Source organism: Sulfitobacter aquimarinus (genome assembly GCF_040149565.1).
GTDB lineage: Bacteria > Pseudomonadota > Alphaproteobacteria > Rhodobacterales > Rhodobacteraceae > Sulfitobacter > Sulfitobacter aquimarinus.
Window position 1 is genome coordinate 177,599 of the sequence record NZ_JBEFLO010000004.1, and the last position, 22,351, is coordinate 199,949.

The 22,351-nt window shown below is 59.1% G+C and carries 18 protein-coding genes; 8 read left to right on the plus strand and 10 right to left on the minus strand.

The genetic code is table 11. The annotated features are described in order from the left end of the window. Positions 1-4 precede the first annotated feature (4 nt). The 8 genes from glpK to glpD form a co-directional block, all read right to left on the minus strand. Positions 5-1,504: a glycerol kinase GlpK gene (glpK, locus tag ABMC88_RS10260; RefSeq protein ID WP_349576786.1), complete on the minus strand. Its 1,500-nt coding sequence runs from the start codon at positions 1,502-1,504 to the stop codon at positions 5-7. 136 nt (positions 1,505-1,640) lie between these two features. Further along, entirely contained in the window at positions 1,641-3,362 is a 1,722-nt protein-coding gene (locus ABMC88_RS10265) for an ABC transporter substrate-binding protein (RefSeq protein WP_349576787.1), read from the minus strand. Positions 3,363-3,437: 75 nt separating this feature from the next. After that, positions 3,438-3,713, minus strand: a complete 276-nt coding sequence (locus tag ABMC88_RS10270) for a DUF2160 domain-containing protein (protein ID WP_349576788.1) — start codon at positions 3,711-3,713, stop codon at positions 3,438-3,440. Positions 3,714-3,962: 249 nt separating this feature from the next. Then, positions 3,963-4,829 (minus strand): carbohydrate ABC transporter permease, encoded by an 867-nt coding sequence (locus tag ABMC88_RS10275; RefSeq protein WP_349576789.1) that lies wholly within the window; start codon positions 4,827-4,829, stop codon positions 3,963-3,965. Positions 4,830-4,832: 3 nt separating this feature from the next. After that, a complete protein-coding gene (locus tag ABMC88_RS10280; protein ID WP_349576790.1) occupies positions 4,833-5,702 on the minus strand; it encodes a carbohydrate ABC transporter permease in 870 nt (289 codons plus the stop codon). Then, on the minus strand, positions 5,702-6,778 hold the full coding sequence (locus tag ABMC88_RS10285; RefSeq protein WP_349576791.1) for an ABC transporter ATP-binding protein: 1,077 nt from the start codon (positions 6,776-6,778) through the stop codon (positions 5,702-5,704). The genes ABMC88_RS10280 and ABMC88_RS10285 overlap by 1 nt, the downstream gene beginning before the upstream one ends. Positions 6,779-6,789: 11 nt before the next feature. Continuing rightward, on the minus strand, positions 6,790-7,878 hold the full coding sequence (locus ABMC88_RS10290) for an ABC transporter ATP-binding protein (RefSeq protein ID WP_349576792.1): 1,089 nt from the start codon (positions 7,876-7,878) through the stop codon (positions 6,790-6,792). Positions 7,879-7,891: 13 nt separating this feature from the next. Beyond that, positions 7,892-9,478 carry a glycerol-3-phosphate dehydrogenase gene (gene glpD / locus ABMC88_RS10295; protein ID WP_349576793.1) on the minus strand — a complete coding sequence of 529 codons (1,587 nt, stop codon included), beginning with the start codon at positions 9,476-9,478 and terminating at the stop codon, positions 7,892-7,894. Between the two features lie 259 nt (positions 9,479-9,737). On the opposite strand from glpD, the gene ABMC88_RS10300 reads away from it, so the two are divergent. The 8 genes from ABMC88_RS10300 to ABMC88_RS10335 all read left to right on the plus strand — a co-directional run bounded on the left by ABMC88_RS10300 (position 9,738) and on the right by ABMC88_RS10335 (position 17,967). Further along, positions 9,738-10,502, plus strand: coding sequence for a DeoR/GlpR family DNA-binding transcription regulator (locus tag ABMC88_RS10300; protein WP_349576794.1), 765 nt, complete (start codon positions 9,738-9,740; stop codon positions 10,500-10,502). A gap of 447 nt (positions 10,503-10,949) precedes the next feature. After that, entirely contained in the window at positions 10,950-11,114 is a 165-nt protein-coding gene (gene hemP / locus ABMC88_RS10305; RefSeq protein WP_349576795.1) for a hemin uptake protein HemP, read from the plus strand. Further along, positions 11,111-11,590: a hypothetical protein gene (locus tag ABMC88_RS10310; RefSeq protein ID WP_349576796.1), complete on the plus strand. Its 480-nt coding sequence runs from the start codon at positions 11,111-11,113 to the stop codon at positions 11,588-11,590. The genes hemP and ABMC88_RS10310 overlap by 4 nt, the downstream gene beginning before the upstream one ends. A gap of 11 nt (positions 11,591-11,601) precedes the next feature. Continuing rightward, positions 11,602-12,864 carry an imelysin family protein gene (locus ABMC88_RS10315; RefSeq protein WP_349576797.1) on the plus strand — a complete coding sequence of 421 codons (1,263 nt, stop codon included), beginning with the start codon at positions 11,602-11,604 and terminating at the stop codon, positions 12,862-12,864. Between the two features lie 61 nt (positions 12,865-12,925). Next, positions 12,926-13,933, plus strand: a complete 1,008-nt coding sequence (locus ABMC88_RS10320; RefSeq protein WP_349576798.1) for a porin — start codon at positions 12,926-12,928, stop codon at positions 13,931-13,933. Positions 13,934-14,322: 389 nt separating this feature from the next. Continuing rightward, positions 14,323-15,876 (plus strand): di-heme oxidoreductase family protein, encoded by a 1,554-nt coding sequence (locus ABMC88_RS10325; protein WP_349576799.1) that lies wholly within the window; start codon positions 14,323-14,325, stop codon positions 15,874-15,876. Beyond that, positions 15,873-16,883, plus strand: coding sequence for an imelysin family protein (locus ABMC88_RS10330; RefSeq protein ID WP_349576800.1), 1,011 nt, complete (start codon positions 15,873-15,875; stop codon positions 16,881-16,883). The genes ABMC88_RS10325 and ABMC88_RS10330 overlap by 4 nt, the downstream gene beginning before the upstream one ends. Before the next feature lies 1 nt (position 16,884). After that, positions 16,885-17,967, plus strand: a complete 1,083-nt coding sequence (locus ABMC88_RS10335) for a DUF1513 domain-containing protein (protein WP_349576801.1) — start codon at positions 16,885-16,887, stop codon at positions 17,965-17,967. 101 nt (positions 17,968-18,068) lie between these two features. Here the strand turns inward: ABMC88_RS10335 and ABMC88_RS10340 are convergent, their stop codons facing one another. Together ABMC88_RS10340 and ABMC88_RS10345 are read right to left on the minus strand one after the other, a co-directional pair. Then, positions 18,069-21,149: an efflux RND transporter permease subunit gene (locus tag ABMC88_RS10340; protein WP_349576802.1), complete on the minus strand. Its 3,081-nt coding sequence runs from the start codon at positions 21,147-21,149 to the stop codon at positions 18,069-18,071. Next, complete coding sequence (locus ABMC88_RS10345) at positions 21,146-22,273, minus strand: efflux RND transporter periplasmic adaptor subunit (RefSeq protein WP_349576803.1); 1,128 nt, start codon at positions 22,271-22,273, stop codon at positions 21,146-21,148. Before ABMC88_RS10345 ends, ABMC88_RS10340 begins: the two co-directional genes overlap by 4 nt. Positions 22,274-22,351: the final 78 nt, after the last annotated feature.

A 22,351-nucleotide genomic window follows, 5' to 3' on the forward strand; every position in this document is an offset into this window, starting at 1 on the left:
CTGGTCAATACGCCAACGTAGACTTCACAGCCCGCTGCCAATTGCCATATTTCTGCGCGCGCATGTCTTCGGACATTTGCGGCTTGAACTGGCGCTCAAGCTCCCATTGCTTCTGAAACGCGTCCTGTTCAGGCATGATGCCCGCCTTCATTCCCGCCAGCCACGCAACGCCAAGCGCGGTTGTCTCAAGAACATGCGGACGGTCCACGGGCGCGTCGATAATATCGGCCAGAAACTGCATGGCCCAATCAGATGCGCTCATCCCGCCATCAACGCGCAAAACGCTGCTGGTCCCGGAGCTGGCGCCAGAGGTGTTCCAGTCGGCGTGCATCGCATCCAATAGATCGCGGGTTTGGTAGCCGACGCTTTCCAACGCCGCCTTCGCCAGCTCGTTCGGTCCTGAGTTACGTGTCAGACCAAAGATAGCGCCGCGACATTCCGGATTCCAATAGGGTGCGCCAAGCCCCGTAAAGGCGGGCACCAACACCACCGATTGCGTTTCATCCGCCTTCTCGGCCAGCGGCTGCGTCTCGGACGCATCGCGGATCATCTTTAGACCATCGCGCAGCCATTGCACAACGGCCCCCGCGACAAAGATCGACCCTTCAAGCGCATAAGTCGGCTTACCGTCGAGCTGGTATGCAATGGTCGTCAACAAACGGTTTTGCGATTTAACAGGCGTGTCGCCCGTGTTCAGCAATGCAAAGCACCCCGTGCCATAGGTGGATTTCAACATGCCCGGCGCAAAACAAGCCTGCCCTATGGTGGCCGCCTGCTGATCGCCTGCGACGCCACAGATCGGGATCGGTCGCCCGAACAGATCGGCACGGCAGTCTCCGAATGTGTCGGCGCTGTCCTTGACATCAGGCAGCATCGCCATCGGGATGTCGAACAACTCGCAGATCGTCTGGCTCCACCGTCCTTTGCGGATGTCATACAGCATGGTCCGCGCCGCATTGGTCGCGTCTGTGGCATGTGTCTTGCCGCCCGTCAGCTTCCAGATCAGGTAGGTGTCTACGGTTCCGAACAACAAATCACCATTCTGCGCCTTCGCACGCGCCCCCTCGGTGTTGTCGAGGATCCACTTTAGCTTTGTCGCAGAGAAATACGGATCAACCAGCAAACCGGTCCGGTCCGCAAACATGTCGGCGTGGCCCGCGTCTCGCAGCTTTTGACAGAAATCAGCGGTGCGGCGGTCTTGCCAGACAATGGCGTTATAGATCGGCTCTCCGGTGGTCTTGTCCCAGACGATGGTGGTTTCGCGCTGGTTGGTGATCCCGATGGACACGACGTCTTTTGCGTCAATATTGGCCCGCTCGATCACTTGGCGGCAGGTGCCCGCCGTCGTTCCCCAAAGATCGCCGGGGTCATGTTCGACCCAACCCGATTTTGGAAAAATCTGGCTGAACTCTTCCTGCGCCTGGGCAATGACGCGCAGGCTTTCGTCAAAGACGATCGCCCGGGTTGAGGTTGTGCCTTGATCAATCGCGAGTACGTATTTCATCTCAAATCCCGTTTGGCCGCTAAATGGAAGCAGTGACAAGCCACCCCGTTTGAATCGTCGGTCGATGGCAGTCGGTCAGAAAATTTGGCTTGTAAATGTGGGGCGCATGACGCGCCCCACACTCAGGGAGGTACCCTTACTGCCAGGACTTGATCAGCTCGTCATAAGCGATCGTCTTTGGCTCTTCATCTTCGTTCTCAAGCTTGGCGTATGGTGCGCCTTCTTGTGCGAACCAGTGCTCTGCACCCATCTCTTCGTTGAGCTTTGGACCCAGGTCACCCTGAACACCCGCACGCTCAAGACGCGACAGTACTTTTTCCTGATCGGCACAAAGTGCATCAAGCGCTTCTTGAGGAGTCTTCGCACCCGACATTGCGTCGCCGATGTTCTGCCACCACAGCTGTGCCAGCTTCGGATAATCGGGAACGTTTGTGCCTGTTGGCGACCACTGGACGCGCGCAGGCGAACGGTAGAATTCTACCAGACCACCAAGACGAGGCGCACGTTCGGTGAAGTGCTCGGACGCGATGGTTGATTCACGAATGAATGTCAGACCAACGTCGGACTTCTTCAGGTCAACCGTTTTGGACACAACGAACTGCGCATAAAGCCACGCGGCCTGTGCACGGTCAACGGGTGTGGATTCCATCAACGTCCAGGAACCTGCATCCTGATAACCAACCTTCTGGCCTTCTTTCCAATAGGCACCGTGCGGCGAAGGAGCCATACGCCATTTCGGTGTACCGTCCTCGTTCATCACGGGCAGATCAGGCAGAACTGTCGCTGCGGTAAAGGCAGTGTACCAGAACATCTGCTGCGCAACATTGCCTTGCGCAGGGATTGGACCCGCTTCACCGAAGGTCATACCAGCAGCCGCAGGCGGCGAGTATTTGTCGAGCCATTCGATTGCTTTGGTCACCGCGTAAACGGCCGCAGGAGCGTTAGTCGCACCACCGCGAGAGACACAGGACCCGGTGGGTTGGGAGTTTTCGTTTACACGGATACCCCATTCATCAACGGGCAGGCCGTTCGGCTCACCCACGTCGCCCATGCCAGCCATGGACATCCACGCGTCGGTATAGCGCCAACCCAAAGACGGGTCTTTCTTACCGTAGTCCATGTTGCCGAATACATCGCCGTCAACGCCCATGCGCGACAAGTCGCGGCCGGTGAAGAATTCCGCGATGTCTTCGTAGGCGGACCAGTTCACAGGAACGCCGAGATCATAGCCGAACTTCTCTTTGAAGTCGGCCTTGTTCTGTTCGTCGTTGAACCAATCATAGCGGAACCAATAGAGGTTCGCGAACTGCTGCGTGGGCAGTTGGTACAGTTTGCCATCCGGACCCGTGGTGAAAGACGTGCCGATGAAGTCTTCGATGTCCAGTGTCGGCAGGGTTACGCCAGCGCCTTCGCCTGCCATCCAGTCCGTCAGGTTGCGCACTTGCTGATAACGCCAGTGCGTCCCGATCAGATCGGAGTCGTTGACATAAGCGTCATAGATATTTTCGCCCGACTGCATCTGCGTTTGCAGTTTTTCAACAACATCGCCCTCGCCGATCAGGTCGTGCGTGACCTTGATGCCTGTAATGGCCTCAAAGGCCGGCGCCAGAACATTGGCTTCGTATTCGTGCGTTGCGATGGTTTCGGAAACAACCTTGATTTCCATCCCTTGATAAGGTGCCGCTGCATCTACAAAGAACTTCATCTCGGCTTCTTGATCGGCGCGCGATAGCGTCGAGACGCTACCGATTTCGCTGTCCAGGAATGCTTTTGCAGCATCCATGTCAGCAAATACCGGAGACCCCAGTACCCCAAGCGCCAGCACAATGGCCGAGCTTGATTTCAACGAAATAGTCATTCTTTTCCTCCCTGTGGAAACTTCGTTTGTTGATGGGCGTGTCGGAACCGTTCATTCAGACGCGCCGTTCCTTTTCTACCCCCAGCGGAAAACCGCTATTGCGTAGAAAAGGCAGACAATCAGTGCATAAGGTTGGTTTGCACCGACCACCCCCAGCCATGCCAGATTAATAAAGGCAGAGCCGAGTAGTGTGATAAAAAGACGATCTCCTCGTGTCGTCTCTGTCCTGAAGATCCCCATGCGGGGCGCTTCCGGAAACTTGATCGCAAGCACAGTGAACACGACGAGTGTGCAGGCGATGATAATGAAAAACAGTGCCGTGGGCGTTGTCCAGGCCATCCAATCAAGCATTTCTAAAAGCCTCCAGAGCATCGCGAAAACGGTCCGAGACCGTGCGGCCGTTTGCTATCGTTGAACTCACGACCAAGGTCAGGGTGGCCCCATGGGTGTATTGGATCTGCAAAACGGATCTGCCTTTGGTTGACGAGGCTTCATTAAGACACCAGGCCACACCCTCCATCGAGACGATCACGTCTCCATCAATTGTGTCCCCCCTCAGATCAGAGTTTCTAAACGTGAAATACGGCGCTGTTGTCATGATCACACCCTCCCCAAGGCAAAGCCTTTGGCAATATAGTTTCTCACAAAATAGATCACTAACGCCCCTGGAATGATCGTCAGCACGCCAGCGGCAGCCAGAACACCCCAATCGATCCCTGCAGCGCCTTGGGTTCGGGTCATGATCGCCGAAATCGGCTTTGCATCGACAGAGGTCAGCGTGCGGCTCAGCAGCAGCTCGACCCATGAGAACATAAAGCAGAAGAAGGCGGCAACCCCGATACCCGAGGCAATCAGCGGCGTGAAGATTTTCACAAAGAACCTGCCAAAGCTGTACCCGTCGATATAGGCCGTCTCGTCGATTTCCTTGGGCACGCCGCGCATGAACCCTTCGAGGATCCATACAGCAAGAGGCACGTTGAACAAACAGTGCGCCAAAGCAACAGCGATGTGCGTATCGAACAGCCCAACGGATGAATAAAGCTGGAAGAACGGCAGCGCAAATACCGCAGGCGGCGCCATCCGGTTGGTCAGCAGCCAGAAAAACAGGTGCTTGTCGCCCATAAAGTGATAGCGGCTGAACGCATAGGCGGCAGGCAGTGCAACCGCCAGACTGATCACCGTGTTCATCACCACATAGATGATCGAGTTGATGTACCCCGTGTACCACGACGGATCCGTCAGGATTTTGATGTAGTTATCAAAGGTCAGGTTGCGCGGCCACAGGGTGAACTCGTTCAGGACCTCGGTATTGGTCTTGAGGCTCATGTTGAGCAGCCAGTAGATCGGCAGCATCAGGAACAACAGGTACAGCGTCATCACGATGACGGAACCCTTCAGCTTGAACCGTTTGCCACGGCCGTTCGCCACGGCGGGCGTGGAGATTGATGTTGCGGTTGCGTCACTCATGGCTCAGCCGCCCTTCTTATCGAGATTGGTCATCACCGTGTAGAACACATATGAGATGAGCAGGATTACGAGATAATACATGATCGAGAAAGCCGCAGCCGGTCCAAGGTCGAACTGCCCCAATGCCATCTTCACAAGGTCGATCGACAGCAAGGTCGTCGCATTGCCGGGGCCACCGCCAGTGACCACAAACGGCTCTGTGTAGATCATAAAGCTGTCCATAAAGCGCAGCAGGATCGCGATCATCAAAACGCCCATCATCTTGGGCAGTTCGATATAGCGGAAGATGGCCCAACGGGACGCCTGATCGATCTTGGCAGCCTGATAATAGGCGTCGGGGATCGACTTGAGACCTGCAAAAGCCAGCAGCGCAACCAGCGACGTCCAGTGCCACACGTCCATCACAATGATCGTCGCCCAAGCGGCAAAGGTGTTCTGCGTGTAGTTATACGAGATACCCAGTGCATCCAGTGTGTATCCCAGCAGGCCAATGTCAACGCGGCCAAAGATCTGCCAGATCGTGCCCACCACATTCCACGGGATCAGCAATGGAAGCGACATCATGACCAGACAGAAGCTGGACCAGAACCCGCTTTTGGGCATGTTCAAGGCAATGAAAACACCAAGAGGCACCTGAATCGACAAAATAATCGCCGAGAACATCAGCTGACGGCCAAGCGCGTCCCACATCCGTTCAGAGCGCAACATTTCCTCGAACCACTCTAGGCCCGCCCAGAAGAACTGGTTTTGCCCGAATGTGTCCTGAACCGAGTAGTTCACAACCGTCATCAACGGGATCACCGCAGAGAACGCAACAAGCAGCAGCACAGGCAGGATCAAGAACCATGCCTTTTGGTTGACTGTCTTTTCCATCAGGCTGCCTCCCCTTCTTTGCGCCAGTCGTCGACATAGACGTTCACATGCTCGGGATCGAAGGTCACGCGATCCATGTCAGGTGATATTTCCACATCTTCACCAGCTAATATATTGATTTCTTTTCCAAACAGATCGGCGCGCACAATCTTGTGGCGGCCGACATCCTCGACACGCCGAACAGTCACCGGCAGGCCTTCGCCTTTGGTCAGCGTGACAAATTCGGGGCGCACGCCGATCTCGACTTTGCCGCCGAGGTCTTTGTAGCCACGGTTCAGCGTCACCGATGTGCCCTGAACATTTGCCACACTGCCTGCCACTTCGGCGGGAATGACATTCATACCGGGCGATCCGATGAAGTAGCCGACAAACGTATGCTCGGGCCGCTCGAACAGCTCTTGCGGTGTGCCGATTTGCACAACGCGACCGTCATACATGACGACCACCTTATCCGCAAAGGTCAGCGCCTCGGTCTGATCGTGGGTCACATAAATCATCGTATGCCCAAATTCATGGTGCAGTGATTTCAGCTGCGTGCGCAGCTCCCACTTCATATGCGGGTCGATCACGGTCAGCGGCTCGTCAAACAGCAAGGCATTCACGTCTTCGCGCACCATGCCCCTGCCCAAGCTGATCTTTTGCTTGGCATCCGCGGTCAGACCGCGCGCACGGTTGTCCAGCACGGCTTCCATACCGATCATTTGCCCGATTTGCTGAACGCGTTCGGCGATATACTTGGGGTCCGCACCACGATTTTTGAGCGGGAACGCAAGGTTGTCGCGGACAGTCATCGTGTCGTAGACCACCGGAAACTGGAAAACCTGCGCAATATTGCGGTCCGCCGTCGACGCGTGTGTCACGTCCTGCCCATCAAACAGGATGCGCCCCTGCGAGGGATGCAGCAGACCCGAGATGATGTTGAGCAGCGTGGATTTCCCGCAGCCCGACGACCCCAGCAAAGCATAGGCTTCGCCATCGGTCCAATCGTGGTTCAGCTCTTTCAACGCAAAATCGTCTTCGCCCTTGGGGTTGGGGGAGTAAGAATGCGCCAGATTATCGAGCGTAATTTTTGCCATGCCTTCGTTCCCTATGCTGCGATCGCGTAAGACGCGGGTGCGACAAGGTCGCCATTTTCGTTAAAAATGTAGACATGGCTCGGGTCGATATAAACAGGCAAGGCCGCCCCCAAAGGCAAGTCGTGCACCCCGTGGATCAAACCCACCCATTTCTCGCCATCATAGTCCAGATGCACAAAGGTCTCTGACCCCGTCAGCTCGATCACGACGAGCTTGGTATCGAACGCCATTGCATCTGCGCTCTGCGCCGAAATCTCAACGTGGTTGGGGCGGAAGCCCGCGATGTAGCGCCCGTCGGCCAAGCCGGCCATTGCACCTGTCGCGGCAGAGGTCTGCCCGCCCGCCAGCGTAATCTCGGCGCCTGTTTTGCTGATGTTCAAAAAGTTCATCGGCGGATCGCTGAACACCCGCGCCGTTGTTGCATCGATAGGGCGGCGGTAGACCGTTGGCGTCAGATCGAACTGCCGCACACGCCCTTCCCAAAGAGCGGCGGTGTTCCCGCCCAGCAATAGGGCCTCCTCAGGCTCGGTTGTGGCATAGACAAAGATCGATCCTGCCTCTTCGAATATCTTGGGGATCTCGACACGCAATTCCTCGCGCAGTTTGTAATCGAGGTTCGCAAGCGGCTCATCCAGCAACACCAGCCCCGCGTCTTTGACCAACGCCCGCGCCAACGCACACCGCTGTTGCTGACCGCCCGACAACTCCAGCGGCTTGCGGTCTAGCATGGGCGTCAACTGCATCAAATCCGCGGATTTCTTTACCGCCGTGTCAATTTCCGAAGCCGATTTGCCCATCAACCGCAAAGGAGACGCGATATTGTCGTAAACAGTCATCGACGGGTAGTTGATGAACTGTTGGTACACCATGGCGACCTTGCGGTCCTGCACGCGCATACCCGTGACGTCACTGCCGTTCCAATGCACGGTGCCTTCGGTTGGAACATCAAGGCCAGCCATCAGCCGCATTAACGATGTCTTGCCGGACGACGTCGGCCCCAGCAGCACGTTCATCGTGCCTTTTTGTAGTGTCAAATCAGTCGGATGGATGTGCACAACACCCTCTACCGATTTTGAGACCCCTCTAAGTTCTAACGTCATCTTCGTCGTCCCCTTACCCGGCCGCTGCGCTAAATTGCTGCGACAGCCGATATTCCATCCATTCATCGACGGCATTGATCTGCTCTGCGCTCATCCGAAGACCCAGCTTGCTGCGCCGCCAGACCACATCCTCCGCACTGCGTGCATATTCCTTGTCCATCAACCACTGCACCTCGACCTGATACAGATCAGCGCCAAAGTCCTGGCCAAGCGCGTTGATGTCTTTGGCCCCCGCAAGCACATCCGCGACCTCGGTCCCGTAGGCCCGCACCAGACGCAAGGCCCAGCGGTCGGTCAGGAAGGGAAAGTCCGATTTGGCCTCCGCCACCAGTGCATCCACACCGTCAACCGCGAAATCGCCGCCGGGCAAAGCTACGCCCGCGGTCCAGGGCTTGTCCGTGACGGGCAGCACCTTGGCGATTTCTTCCATCGCGCTTTCGGCAAGGCAGCGATATGTCGTGATCTTGCCGCCGAACACGTTCAACGAAGGCGCACCGCGTGACGTATCAAGCTTTAGCACATAGTCGCGCGTCGCCGCCGACGCCGAGCTTGCCCCGTCATCATAAAGCGGACGCACACCCGAGTAGGCCCAGACGACGTCCTCTTTCTGGATTGGTTGCGCAAGATAGTCGTTGATGAAATTGATCAGATAGTCTCGCTCTTCCGGCGTACACTCGGGTTTGACCGAAGCATCCTCGTGATCCTGATCTGTGGTCCCGATCAGGGTAAAGTCTGTCTCATAGGGGATCGCAAAGATGATCCGCCCGTCAGTGCCTTGGAAGAAGTAGCATTTGTCGTGATCGAACAACCGCTTGGTCACGATATGGCTGCCGCGCACCAGACGCACGCCCGCCTGCGAATTGCTGCGCAGCGTTGTGCGCAATACGTCGCCGACCCAAGGGCCACCCGCATTCACAACCATCGCCGCTGTCGATGTGCTGCGGACGCCCGTGGCGGTGTCTTCCATCTCGACATGCCAGATGCCGTCGACGACCTCGGCCCCCACGACTTTGGATCTGGTGCGAATCTCGGCCCCGCGCAGCTCTGCATCGCGGGCGTTCAGCGCAACCAAGCGCGAATCCTCAACCCAGCAGTCAGAATACTCATACGCCTTTTCGAATTTCGGGTTGAGCCCCTGCCCCTCGGGCGCATTGCGCAAATCCACACTGGACGTTGCAGGCAGAATTTTACGGCCACCAAGGTGATCATACATGAACAGGCCAAGCCGGATCAGCCACGCGGGACGGCGCCCTTTCATCCACGGCATGACCTTGCTCAACACCTTTGACGTTGGCGTCGACATGTCGAACCGCATGCTTTCGTGGTATGGCAGCACAAACCGCATCGGCCAGGAAATATGGGGCATCGCACGCAGCAGGTTTTCCCGCTCGATCAATGCTTCGCGGACAAGCCGGAACTCAAAATACTCAAGATACCGCAGGCCGCCGTGAAACAACTTGGTGGAGGACGCAGACGTCGCGGACGCGAGGTCGTTCATTTCAGACAAGCACACCTTCAGCCCACGCCCGGTTGCGTCTCGTGCGATGCCGCATCCGTTGATGCCGCCGCCGATGATCAAAAGATCAAAGTCTGGTTTCATGCTGTCCCCTCCGAACACCACCCTCCCGGCGGCGTCATAAATAAGTGACAAATTGCGAGCGCAAAAGGAAGTAAAAAATGTTCGTTTCTGATCGTTTCGCGCTTAGCATATATTTTAAAACGATTTTTCAACTTTGGACTCACTCCCCATGCCTCCGGTTTCTGCACTGCAGCGCAAATTAGTTGAGAATCGAAGCCTCGCGGCTGTGACTTTTCCCCAAATCGCGATAAAACGATCAAAAAGGAAAAAGGAACGCTGTTTGAGACTGACAATTAGAAAGCCCGAGATCATCGCCATCGCAAGGCGCGATGGAAAAGTGACTGTCGAAGGCCTTGTCGAGTATTTCAACGTAACGCCACAGACCATTCGCCGTGACCTGACCGAACTTGCGGACTCGGGCGAGTTGGAGCGGGTTCATGGCGGCGCGGTTTTACCATCGACCACGGTGAACATCGGGTACAACGAACGCCGGATGCTGCATCAGGCGGCCAAAGTAGACATCGCACGCGCCTGCGCAAAGAGAATTCCGAACGACTGTGCCGTGTTTTTGAACATCGGCACCACCACAGAGGCCGTCGCCACTGAGCTGTTGCATCACGAAGGTCTTCTGGTCGTCACGAACAACGTCAACATTGCCATCATTCTATCAGCCTGCAAACAAATCGACGTCGTTGTCACAGGCGGTCAGCTGCGCCGCTCGGATGGGGGCATGACGGGCGCGATTGCGCAGAACTCGATCCGGCAGTTCCGCTTTGACCATGCGGTCATCGGCTGCTCTGCCCTGCGCCAGAACGGGGACCTGATGGATTTTGACATGCAAGAAGTCAGCGTCAGCAAAGCCATTATCGAACACAGCGAACACGTCACGCTGGTTGCCGACAGCTCCAAGTTCGAAAGAAAGGCGCCTGCTTTTGTTGCATCAATGCACGATATTTCCACCATCGTCACAGATAAGAAAGTTCCCGCAGATTGCGAAACCTTCTGCAATGTGACGGGCACCGAGATCGTTTACACCACAGACTGAGCCGAGGCATTGCAGAACGCCCTGGCCCGATGCCCCCTGTCAATACGCCGCTGCCCTCACCACAGGCCGCGCGCCGGTGTCTGTTCAACCTCCATAATCCAACGCGCCATAGCAGAAGCGGTATCCGACACACGGCCAAGGCCGTCCACAGGATGAATCGCTTGCATAGCGCCGGACGCATGAAATCCTGACAAATATAGTAGGGTTTACATATCCGATTAAAACAGTCAGATTTGCCGCACGTCAAGCCACCCCGACTCGCAAGGGCAAGCCCGACAATCTTGTGTGTAAGGATTCCCAGATGCTGCAATTGCATAGCCCCTCCCGAAACGTCGCTGGCCTGCAAGGGTCGAAACCCGACGACAGCTCCGGCACCCCCAAATCCGCAACGCGGTCGGCGGCCAAACAGGCGCTAGGCCGCCCGAGATCAGGCAAAGGGGGGCGGCCATGAGCTTTCACACCCCACCGCCCAAAAAGGTGCAGCCGATGAGCCTGCCCACCTATACCGCCAGCGATCTGACCGCAGGCGGGGATACGGCGCAGATTGTGCTGGATGGACAGGTCTACACCCTGCGTATCACGCGGGCCAATAAACTGATCCTGACTAAATGAGCGCGCACCCCCATAACCGTGGCGGCGCAGCCGTCGGCTTCATCACCGAGCTGGACGGCGTAGAGGCCGCAAGTGTGATCTATCTGCGCTTGTGGTCGGACGGTGCCGATGCGCGGGCGCAGGTGCGCGACGATTTCATCACCGCCCTTGGCCATCATCAGGGAGAAAAGGCCGTGCAGTCCTTCGATAGTATCTGCGCCTTATGTGCCACCCATGGCCGCAGGCCGCTGATGCGCCACGCGGTACAATGCAAATGCCTTGGTGCGGACGAGTCCTGCTTTGCCAATTTCATCGCCACTGCCTCCGAAGGGGCGCGCGAAGATACGATGCTGATCGCGACCTTGCTGGTTCGGGCCGACGTGGCCCCTTTGCTCGCCTCTTGCGCGTTTGACTTTGGCCTTGCCCTGAAACGGATGCGCCTTGGCGCGCCGCGCGATTATGCGGCTGTGCTTGGCCAGCCCACAACACTTCACTAAAGGAAAACGACATGAAACGTATCACCCTTCTGGCCACTGTCGCCGCTGCTTCGCTTGCCCTGCCCGCCTTTGCGGTCGAGAAAACCGAGGTTCTGGCGAATTACGCCAATATTGCTGCGGCAAAATATGGCGATAGCCTGTTGACCGCGCAGCGCTTGCAAACTGCGGTGAATGCGTTGGTGGCGGCCCCCTCGGCCGAAAACCTGACCGCGGCGCGGCACGCGTGGCTTGCAGCCCGCATTCCCTATCAACAGACCGAGGTCTACCGCTTTGGCAATCCGATTGTGGACGACTGGGAAGGCAAGGTGAACGCGTGGCCGCTGGATGAAGGACTCATCGATTATGTAGATGCCTCCTATGGCGGTCCTTCTGACGAAAATGCATTTGCAGCGCTCAATGTCGTGGCGAACCCTTCGTTCACTCTGTCGGGCACCACCATCGACGCCTCGGCCATCACACCGGCATTCCTGTCCGAAACATTGCACGAAGCCGACGGCGTCGAGGCCAATGTCGCAACGGGATATCACGCGATCGAGTTTTTGCTCTGGGGTCAGGATTTGAACGGTCACGGCACAGGCGCGGGCAACCGACCCTGGACAGATTACGCAACAGGCGCAGACTGCACCAACGGCAATTGCGACCGCCGTGGCGCCTATCTGGTCGCCGCGACTGATTTGCTGGTCGCGGACCTTGAATGGATGGCGGCGCAATGGGCCGACGATGGTGCGGCCCGCACAAACCTGACCGATAGCACAGAGGCGGGCCTGTCTGCGATCCTGACGGGCATGGGCTCCCTCTCCTACGGCGAGCAAGCGGGCGAGCGGATGCGCCTTGGCCTGATGCTGAACGATCCCGAGGAAGAGCATGATTGTTTTTCCGACAACACGCATAACAGCCACTATTTCGACGGGCTTGGCATCCAGAATGTCTATCTGGGCGAATACGTCCGCGTTGATGGCACGATGGTTTCCGGCGCGTCGCTGTCGGATATGGTTGCCGCTGCTGATCCAGCCCTTGATGCGGAAATGCGCGGCAAGCTGAGCACGACGATGATGGCGCTGGGGCGGCTGAAAACCGCTGCCGAAGCGGGCTTCGCCTATGACCAGATGCTGGAACGCGGCAATGCAGGCGGAGAATCCCTGATTATGGGCGGCGTGAACGGGTTGATCGACCAGACCCGCTCGATCGAGCGGGTTGTAACCACGCTTGGCCTTGATGGCATCGCGTTTGAAGGCTCGGACAGCCTTGATGATCCGAACGCCGTCTTCCAGTAAACATACCGCCCTGCCAGCACAGCGCCAGCCATTTGGGCTCCTCTATTCTTAAGGTAAAGAAATGAAAACAACGATACTTACAACGGGGCTTGTTGGCCTCTTGGTGGCTGGTGCCACGTCGGCTGCGGCGCAAGACGCCGGCTTTGCTTGGGTAGGAAGCGTCGAGGTTGGCGTAGACAGCACCCTGCGTGCCGATGATCAGGCCGCCGAGGTCACAGACGCCTACATCTCGGCCGAAGCCGCATTTGAGGCCGCTTTGTCGGACCGCATCACCGCTTTCGGGGCTATGTCACTGGAATCTGTCACGGATGCCGAAGACGACCGCGCGTTCGAGGACATGGGCCTTTATGTCAGCGCGCTTGGCCTGCGCTTTGGCTTTGGTGACACGACGGTTTCGGTCGGCAAGCTTAACCCCGTCTTTGGGGTGGCCTGGGACGCGGCGCCTGGCTTCTACGGCACCTCGCTGGCCGGAGATTACGAGCTGAGCGAGATGATCGGTGTGACAGTCGAGACACCTGTTGGTGCGGCTGGGGGCACGTTGTCATTTGCTGCGTTTTATGCCGATGACACCGCGCTCAGCAACAGCATCGGGAACAAGCGCGGCCGCAATTCCGTTGCCGCAGGCGGTGTAGGCAACACGGGCAAGCTCAACAATGTGGCCTTGCAATATACCCAAGACTTCGGTGATACGACCGCGTGGGTCGGTGCGCGCCACCTGTCTGCGGGCGTCGGAGGTTCCTTTGACGAGACAGGCGTTGTCGCGGGTGCGTCGCATGATTTCGGCAACGGCATCAGCATGATCGGTGAACTTGCGCATTTCACAAACGCAGGCGGTGAGGACGCAGACGCGACCTATGCCACACTGGGCGGGGCCTATGCGCTGGATGATTGGACGTTCTCGGCAACGGCTACCCTGATCGATGCGGAATCCAACACCGACAGCATGATCGCCTTGGGCGTGGACCGCGCCCTGACCGAGAATGTCGAAGTGAACTTTGGCCTCGCCCGGTTTGATGTGGGCGGTGAGAAATCTACGGCTCTCGGTCTTGCTGCGGTTGTTTCGTTCTAGGGGTCAACAGGATGATCGTCCGTCCCTGCCGAAACAAGCAGCAACGCGCCCGACGACTTGGCGTGTGCGGCAGAGGCACAGACGATCATCCGCCCGCACCCCTCCGCTTGGCACAGCGGCGACCGAAGAATTTACCGCGTGCAGCCAGCATTGGAACCCTGCGCATGGGCCAAAGGCCGAAGGGAACACCGAAAAGCGATCTCGCGCCCACGTAAGGCACGCGCTACCCTTGCAGGGTCGTGCGCATCCTCTGCGAGGCGGTTGGCGAAATTCTAGCGCAAAACATCCGTGATCTAATTGCTGACGGACAAAGAAGGTCCTATCGGTTTCGTTGGAAACACAGCCCGATCTTGTGGCAAACCTTGGTGAAGAAACAAATGCCCTTCTCAATGCACCAAAGATGGACAAAGTGCAGCAGCCTGATTGCACTGGCCGCAGCTCTGGGAACAGCGGCCACCGCGCAAGATGCGGCGTCTTTTTTGACTGATCCGCATCTGAACGTCGTGCCCCGCACCGCAGCCGAGGCTGCGCGCATCGCGGCGGTCACCGCTGCGACAACAGATTTCACCGCCGCACAAAAATTCGAGGAAAACGCCGCAGGCGCCGCGACCGTGCGCCCGCGCACCGATGCCGATGCCTTTTCGCAGCCCTCAGGCAACATCAGTTTCGAAGACCAGCTGGATTTCAGGGTCGGCAATGGCCTGTTCCGCAAAATCTGGGTATCCTCGCCCTCCTCCACGCTTGCCTCTGACGGATTGGGGCCGCTTTTCAACGCGCGGTCCTGCCAGCGCTGTCATATCAAGGACGGGCGCGGCCACCCCCCCGAGACTGCCGATGACACCTCCATTTCGATGTTCCTGCGCATCTCGGTTCCCGCTATTTTCACAAGCACGGATGCCGACGCCCTTGGCCAGATCGAAGGCTATATCGCGACCCTTCCCGATCCGGTGTACGGCAGCCAGTTGCAGGATTTTGCCGTGCAGGGCCACACCGCAGAGGCGCGTATGGACATCCGCTATGATGAAGAGGTCATTACCCTGGCTGATGGCGCAACTGTGTCACTGCGCCACCCGACGTATTCAGCCACCGATCTGGGCTATGGCCCGCTGCACAGGGATGCGATGCTGAGCCCGCGTGTAGCACCCCAGATGATCGGCCTTGGCTTGCTCGAAGCGATTTCTACGGCGGACATCCTTGCCAATGCCGACCCCGACGATGCGGACGGTGACGGAATTTCGGGCCGCCCGAACATCGTCTGGTCGCAGGTCCACGACCAGCCCATGCTGGGGCGCTTCGGCCTCAAAGCGGGCAGTCCGACCGTGCTGGAGCAATCGGCCGCAGCCTTTTCGGGCGACATCGGCATTTCCAACCCGATATTTACGGCACCTGCGGGCGAATGTACCATCCTGCAAACCGATTGCAGGGCGGCCATTCACGGGGACGGCGACGATCGCCTGTACGAGATTGACCAAGTGGGCCTTGATCTGGTGACCTTCTACAGCCGCAACCTTGGCGTGCCTGCGCGCCGCCGCGTGGATGACCCGCAGGTGTTGCTGGGCAAACAGGTCTTCTACCAGACAGGCTGCACCGCCTGCCACACGCCGTCCTTTGTGACCCAGCGGCTTGTAGACCGCCCCGAGCAAAGCTTTCAGTTAATCTGGCCCTACACGGACATGCTGTTGCACGATATGGGCCCTGCCCTTGCCGATAACCGCCCCGAAGCCCGCGCCACGGGGCGCGAGTGGCGCACGCCGCCCCTGTGGGGCATCGGATTGACGCAACAAGTCAGCGGTCACAGCTATTTCTTGCATGACGGGCGTGCGCGTTCCTTGCTGGAGGCCATCCTGTGGCACGGGGGCGAAGCCGCGCCGCAGCGTAATAAAGTGATCGAATTGCCGACCCACGAGCGCGATGCGCTTCTCGCCTATCTGGAGAGCCTATGAGACATCTGTTCCTGAGCGCCGCCGTCGCGCTGGTCCCTGCATTCGCGGAGGCCGAAGCGCCACAGCAGGTTATTGCAAACGTAGTGTCGGGCCACATCCTTGCTGGCTTCGACACGCTCGCGGCCGAAACTGAGGCGCTTGCTCTTACCGCGCAAACCAACTGTGATACCGCATCCCAAGACCTGCGCAGCAGCTTTGCCTCGGCCTTTGATGCGTGGTTGTCCGTCAGCCATCTGCGCTTTGGCCCGTCCGAGGCAGGCGACCGTGCTTTTGCGCTGGCGTTCTGGCCCGATACCCGTGGTGCGACCCCGCGTGCGTTGGCCGCGCTGATTGCGGACCGCGACCCCGTGGCCGAGGATGCCGCCAGCTACGCGCAGGTTTCGATTGCCGCACGGGGCTTTTACGCGATGGAGTTTTTGGTGTTCGATGAGGGGTTGAGCGCGGATGCGGCCTACCTTTGTACCCTTGTTCAGTCAGTGACGGGCGATATGGCCGCGACCAGTGCCGCGATTGCCCAAGACTGGAACACGGATTACGCGGACCGTCTGCTGAACCCGTCTGCGACAGGCACGTACCGCTCTGATACCGAAGTGCTGCAAGAGCTGTTCAAAGCCCTGTCCACGGGGCTGCAATTCACCTCCGAGACGCGCCTTGGCCGCCCGCTTGGCACATTCGATCGCCCACGGCCCCGCCGTGCAGAGGCATGGCGCGCAGGTCGCTCCGCCCGCAATACCGCGTTGAGCCTTGAGGCGCTGGCCGAGCTTGCAGCGCATCTGAGCGCCCCTGACCCCGTGCTGCGAGACAAGATCACCGCCCGCTTTGACAAGGCGCTGGGCCAGTTGTCTGATCTGGATGATCCGGTCTTTGCGGGGGTGGCGCACCCGCAAAGCCGATTGAAGCTGGAGTTCGTGCAGCAATCGGTTGACGCCATCCGTGCGGTTGTGCGTGACGAATTGGGCCCGACCCTTGGGGTTGCTGCGGGCTTTAATTCGCTTGATGGGGATTGAGATGACGGCACAAAACCCACGGCGGCGGCGCTTTCTCGCGGGGATGCTTGCTGCGGGCATCGCACCGGTGCCCACATGGGCAGACGCGGGAACGCCGTCTTACCTATCTGCGGCGGGCACCTCGGACGGTGGTTATGCGCTGTTTGGTCTAAGTGAGGCGTTGGACATTCTGTTCGGCATCCCGCTGCCCGCACGCGGTCACGCCGCTGCGGCCCACCCCACCCGTCCACATGCGGTTGCCTTTGCCCGCAGGCCCGGAACATTCGCGGTTGTGATCGACTGCGTATCGGGCACGCAAACAGCGCGGCTTGAGGCCCCCGAGGGGCGCCATTTCTACGGCCACGGCACATTCTCGTTGAATGGCGACTGGTTGTTCACCTCCGAAAACGATTACGAGGTCGGGCGGGGCGTCATTGGCGTGTGGGATGTCACCGCAGGCTATACACGCGCGGCGGAGTTCGACAGCGGCGGGATCGGCCCCCATGAGATCAAGCGCCTGCCACAGTCGGACATAGTTGTGGTCGCAAATGGCGGCATAGATACGCACCCCGATAGCGGGCGCACCAAATTGAACATCGCGACGATGCGCTCCAATCTGTGCTATGTGTCGGACGGCAAGGTCATCGAGACGGCAGTGCTGCCGCCCCGGCATCAGAAAAGCTCGATCCGTCATATGGCGGTGAGCGAGGCGGGTGATGTGGCGATCGGAATGCAATGGGAGGGGGACGGCGCATCCCCCGCTCTTGTGGCGCGCCATAGGCGCGGTGGCGCGATCGTGCCAGCCGCCTTACCTGCCGACATGCTGCGCCCGCTCGACGGCTATATCGGCAGCGTGGCGTTGTCGCGAAACGGTCAAGAGATCGCTGCCACGTCTCCCAGAGGCAGCATTCTTGATACATATGATACCGAGACCATGTCGTTGAAGTCTCGTGCCATCATCACAGATGTCTGCGGCGTTGCCCCCCATCCGCAGGGCTTTGCGCTGACGGCGGGTACAGGGGTCTTGGGGTTTCAGAACGCGGCTACCCAAAAGCTGAAATCGCCGGCGCCGCAGGCTTGGGATAACCATCTGATTGTGATCTGATACTGCTGGCCGCACCGCCCGCGCAAGGCGGGCAGACTTGGCCAGCTTGCTCTGGCAACAGGACCAGCCCTGTGGACGTTAAGCCGATCTTGGCGCTGAATTCACCCAGTGCTTTGCTCCATCGCCAGTCTTTTTGCCGCCATGCCGGGCTCTGCCCCCCAGACTGCAATCAAGCGATAGAATACAGGCGTCAGGAACAAGGTGAACACAGTCGCAAAGCCCAACCCGCCCACGATGACCCAGCCAACCGCAATCCGCGCCTCGGCCCCCGCCCCGGAGGTGAGGATCAACGGCAACCCGCCAAAGACGGTTGAAACCATCGTCATCATCACGGGCCGAATGCGCAGGCGCAGCGCATCGCGGATGGCGCTGTCGATGTCCTGCCCCGCCTCGCGCAGCTGGTTGGCAAATTCGACAATCAGAATCCCGTTCTTGGCCATCACCCCGATCAGCATCACCAATCCGATCTGGCTGTAGTAGTTCAACGATCCCCCAGTAAGCGAAATCGCCAGCACTGCCGCGGCCAGCCCAAAGGGCACCGTCAGCATGATGACAACCGCGCTTGCGACGCTCTCGAACTGGGCGGCCAGCACAAGGAAGACCACGACAAAGGCGATCCCGAAGACCGCGTACATCCCCGCCTGCCCGTCCGTCAGTGTCGCGGCCTCACCGGTAAAGGTGATGCCCATGCCGTCAGGCAGGACCTGCGCGGCAATGTCGGTCAGCTGCACCATCGCGGTGCCCAGATCAACGCCTTGGGCCAGATTGGACTGCACCGAAACAGCAAGCGATCCGCCCTGCCGCTCGATCTGGGACTGGCTGACCACAGGGGCCAGCGTGGCCGCCGCAGACAGCGGGATATAACCGCCGTCAGGCAAGCGCAGGAAGATCGCCTCGAGATCTGAAGGGTCGTTGATCGGCGGGCCGCCAGGGACCACGTTTACTTTGGTTTCGGTATCGTCCTGAAACACAGTGACAGCAACATTCCCCTGCACCATCGCAGCCACCGTACGGGCGATTTCCGCTTCGGTCACGCCAAAGACACCCGCCATATCGGGGTCCACCCGCAGCTCGTATTGTGCTTGCACACTGTCATTGGACAGCTGCGGATTGACGAAAGCAGAGCCTTCCGCCATGGCCGCGATCAGCTCATCTGCCGCTTGCGTCATGTCCGAGACATTCGTGCCCGTCACCGCAAATTGCAGCCCACGTCCCGCGCCACGGATGTTCAGGCTGTTGGTCGAGCGTGCGCTGACCTGCACCCCCGGCACAGTGGCCAGCTGCCGGCTGACCCGCGCGACGATCTCTTGCTGGGTTTGGTCACGCTCTGCCCAATCAGGCAAGCGGACAATGATAAAGGCGCTGGTGCCGCCGCCAATCCCGATGATGCTTTGCACCGCTTCGATGTCGCCACTTGTACGGTATGGCGTCAGGATTTCCTCGACCTGCGCGATCTGCGTGTCCAGATATTCCGGTGTCACGTCCGAAGCCCCGCGCGCCTGTATCAGGAAAAAGCCGCGATCTTCGTTGGGTGTAATGCCGGACGACAGCGTGCCCGCCGCACCAGCGGCAATCATCGCAAAGCCGACAGCGACCGCCAGCACAATAATGGGTGCGCGGATGGCGCGGTCCATGACAGCATCGAACGCCTGCGCAAGGCGGCCGGGCTTGTGCTGCGTTTGGTCTGTGCCTCCGTTCGGTTTGCCCGGGTCAAGGAACGCGGCCAGCACAGGTGCAAGCGTCAGCGCCGTGATAGACGACAGGGTTACCGCAAAGGCCAACACAAAGCCGAATTCGCTGAACACACCGCCCGCCTGTCCCGGCAAGAAAGAAATGGGGATGAACACCGCCGCCAGCGTCGCCGTGGTCGAGATCACGGCAAAGAACACCTCGTTTGTGCCTGCTGCCGCAGCGGCGAAGGCCCCCATGCCCTGCTTGCGCTTGCGCACGATGTTTTCGATCACCACAATAGCGTCATCCACAACCATGCCCGTGGCCAGAACCAGCGCCAACAGGCTGATGGTGTTAACCGAAAATCCCGTGATCCAGATCGCAGCGACAGTCCCGACCAAAGCCACAGGGATCGTCACCGCAGGGATCACCGTCGCTCGCGGCGAGCGCAGGAAGCCGAAGATCACCGCAATCACGATCACCGTTGCCAAGCCGATGGACGAGACGACTTCGTTTATCGACCCCTCGATGAACACCCCGTCATCCGATGTGATGATGATGTCCACGCCGTCGGGCAATTCGCCGCGCAGCGCGTCCACTGCGGCGCGCACGCCCTTGGAGATATCAAGCGTGTTGCCGATCGACTGGCGGCTGATGTCCATGCCGATGGCTGGCTTGCCGTTCACGCGGGCGAACACATCGCTGTCCTCTGGCACGACCTGTACCAACGCCACGTCGGACACGCGGGTGGTTGCATTGACGGGAACCTCGCCAATACTTTCGGCAGTGACCTCCGCGTTGCCGACACGCAGCGCAATCGTTTGAGCGGTCGTTTCAATTTCGCCCAATGGCGTATCATCGCGCAGTGAGGCAAGCGCGGCCGAAACGTCAAACACGGTCAACCCGCGACTGAGCAGTGAAGGCACATCCAGCGTCACGCGGAATTCATTTGCGCGGTTGCCGCGCACAGTCACTTCGGCGATGCCGTCGATCATCGACAGACGATCATAGATCACACCCTCGGCCAGTTCGGTCATCTCGTTGAAGGTCGCATCGCCCAACAGAGCCAGACGGATGATGGCATCCGCGTTGCTGTCGCTTTTAGTAACGGTCGGATCGTCAATGTCGTCGGGCAGATCGCGCAGCGTGGCCGACACGATCTCACGCGCCTCATTGGCGGCAATATCTACGTCGGTACCTTCGGAAAGGTCGATGGTGATGCGGCTTTCTCCCGTTGAGGAGCTGGCCTCGATATACGACAGCCCTTCAAGCGCGCTCAGCGCGTCCTCCAGCACTTGCGTCACTTGCTCATCCACAGTCGCGGGCACGGCGCCGTCATAACTGGTGCGCACGGACAGCACCGGCTGGTCCACATCCGGCATCTCGCGCACGTCAACCGACGCAAGCGCGGTCAGACCCGCGATCAGGATCAGCACATTGATGACAATGCCAAACAACGGCCTTGAAACGAACAGGCTTGCCATGCCCTTTGGACCGACTGGCGCATTCATGACCGATCTCCGGCTTGGGGGGTTGAAATGCGCGATCCGCTGCGCAGCTTTTGCGCGCCTTCGGTGACCACGGGCGTGCCGACCTCGACTTTTGCGTCGATCCAGACCTGGTCATTGCGGCGGTACAGGATTGTGACAGGTACCTGTGTCGCCACGCCGTCTTGCGCAATCCAGATATTGGAGCCGCTGCGCGACCATGTTATTGCGGTTGCCGGCAAAACCGGCAGCGGAGCAGTTTCGCGGATGATGCGCACCGCAAATGTCATCCCCGGCCACAGCAGCCCCTCCGCGTTTTCCACCTGCGCCTTGACGGTCACACTGCGGGTCACGCTGTCGATGCGGCTGTCAAAGGCAACGATCTGCCCCTCGAACGTGCGACCGCGAAAGGTTGGTGTGTTGGCCAGAACTGTCTGCCCGGTCTGCAACAGGCCGACAGCGCGTTCAGGCAGCTCGAACTCGACCAACAGCGACCCCGCGTCGTCGATGGATGCGACGACCGTATTGGCCGAGATGAAATCACCGACCTCGACGTCGCTCAGGCCCAGCCTGCCCGCAATTGGCGCACGGATGGTCCTGTCCTCCAACGCGATGCGGGCCAGCCCCAGATTTGCCGCGGCCAGCCGCGCGGTAACCCGCGCTTCGGATACTGCCACATCCGTGACGGTAGAGTTGCCCGACGCGCCCAAACGCTCATAGCGCTGCACGGTGTCGCGGGCCTGATCCAGCTCGGCCTGCGCTATTTCCAGGTTTAGGGTTTCGGTTTGCGCGTCCAGTTGCACCAGAATCTCGCCCTCGGCAACCGCACGGTTTGCAGACAGGTTGGTCGCGGTCACTTCGCCTGACACCACCGCCACCGCTTCGGCACTGCGCAGCGCAGACGCACTGCCGACTGCGCGCAGGACATCCTCGTAGGGTGCCAATTCCAGATCGGTCGTGACAACCGCAGTCGCCGCTGCCCCGCCTGCCCGCCCTGTTGCACCTGGTCGCCCTGTGCTGGCCTCGGGGGTGCTGCCCTGTGTTGCCCCTCCAAAAAGCGCCGCAAGCTGTGCAGGAACCCCGAATGCGACAAAATACGATACGCCAAGCACCAAAAGCACAACGAGTAAGGTGATAAATCTACGCATTAAAATATCCTCATGCGGGTCAGGTGGTCGCGTTCGCACACTGTGGCCTTATGGCTGAAACTGGTGCAGGTGCGGCAG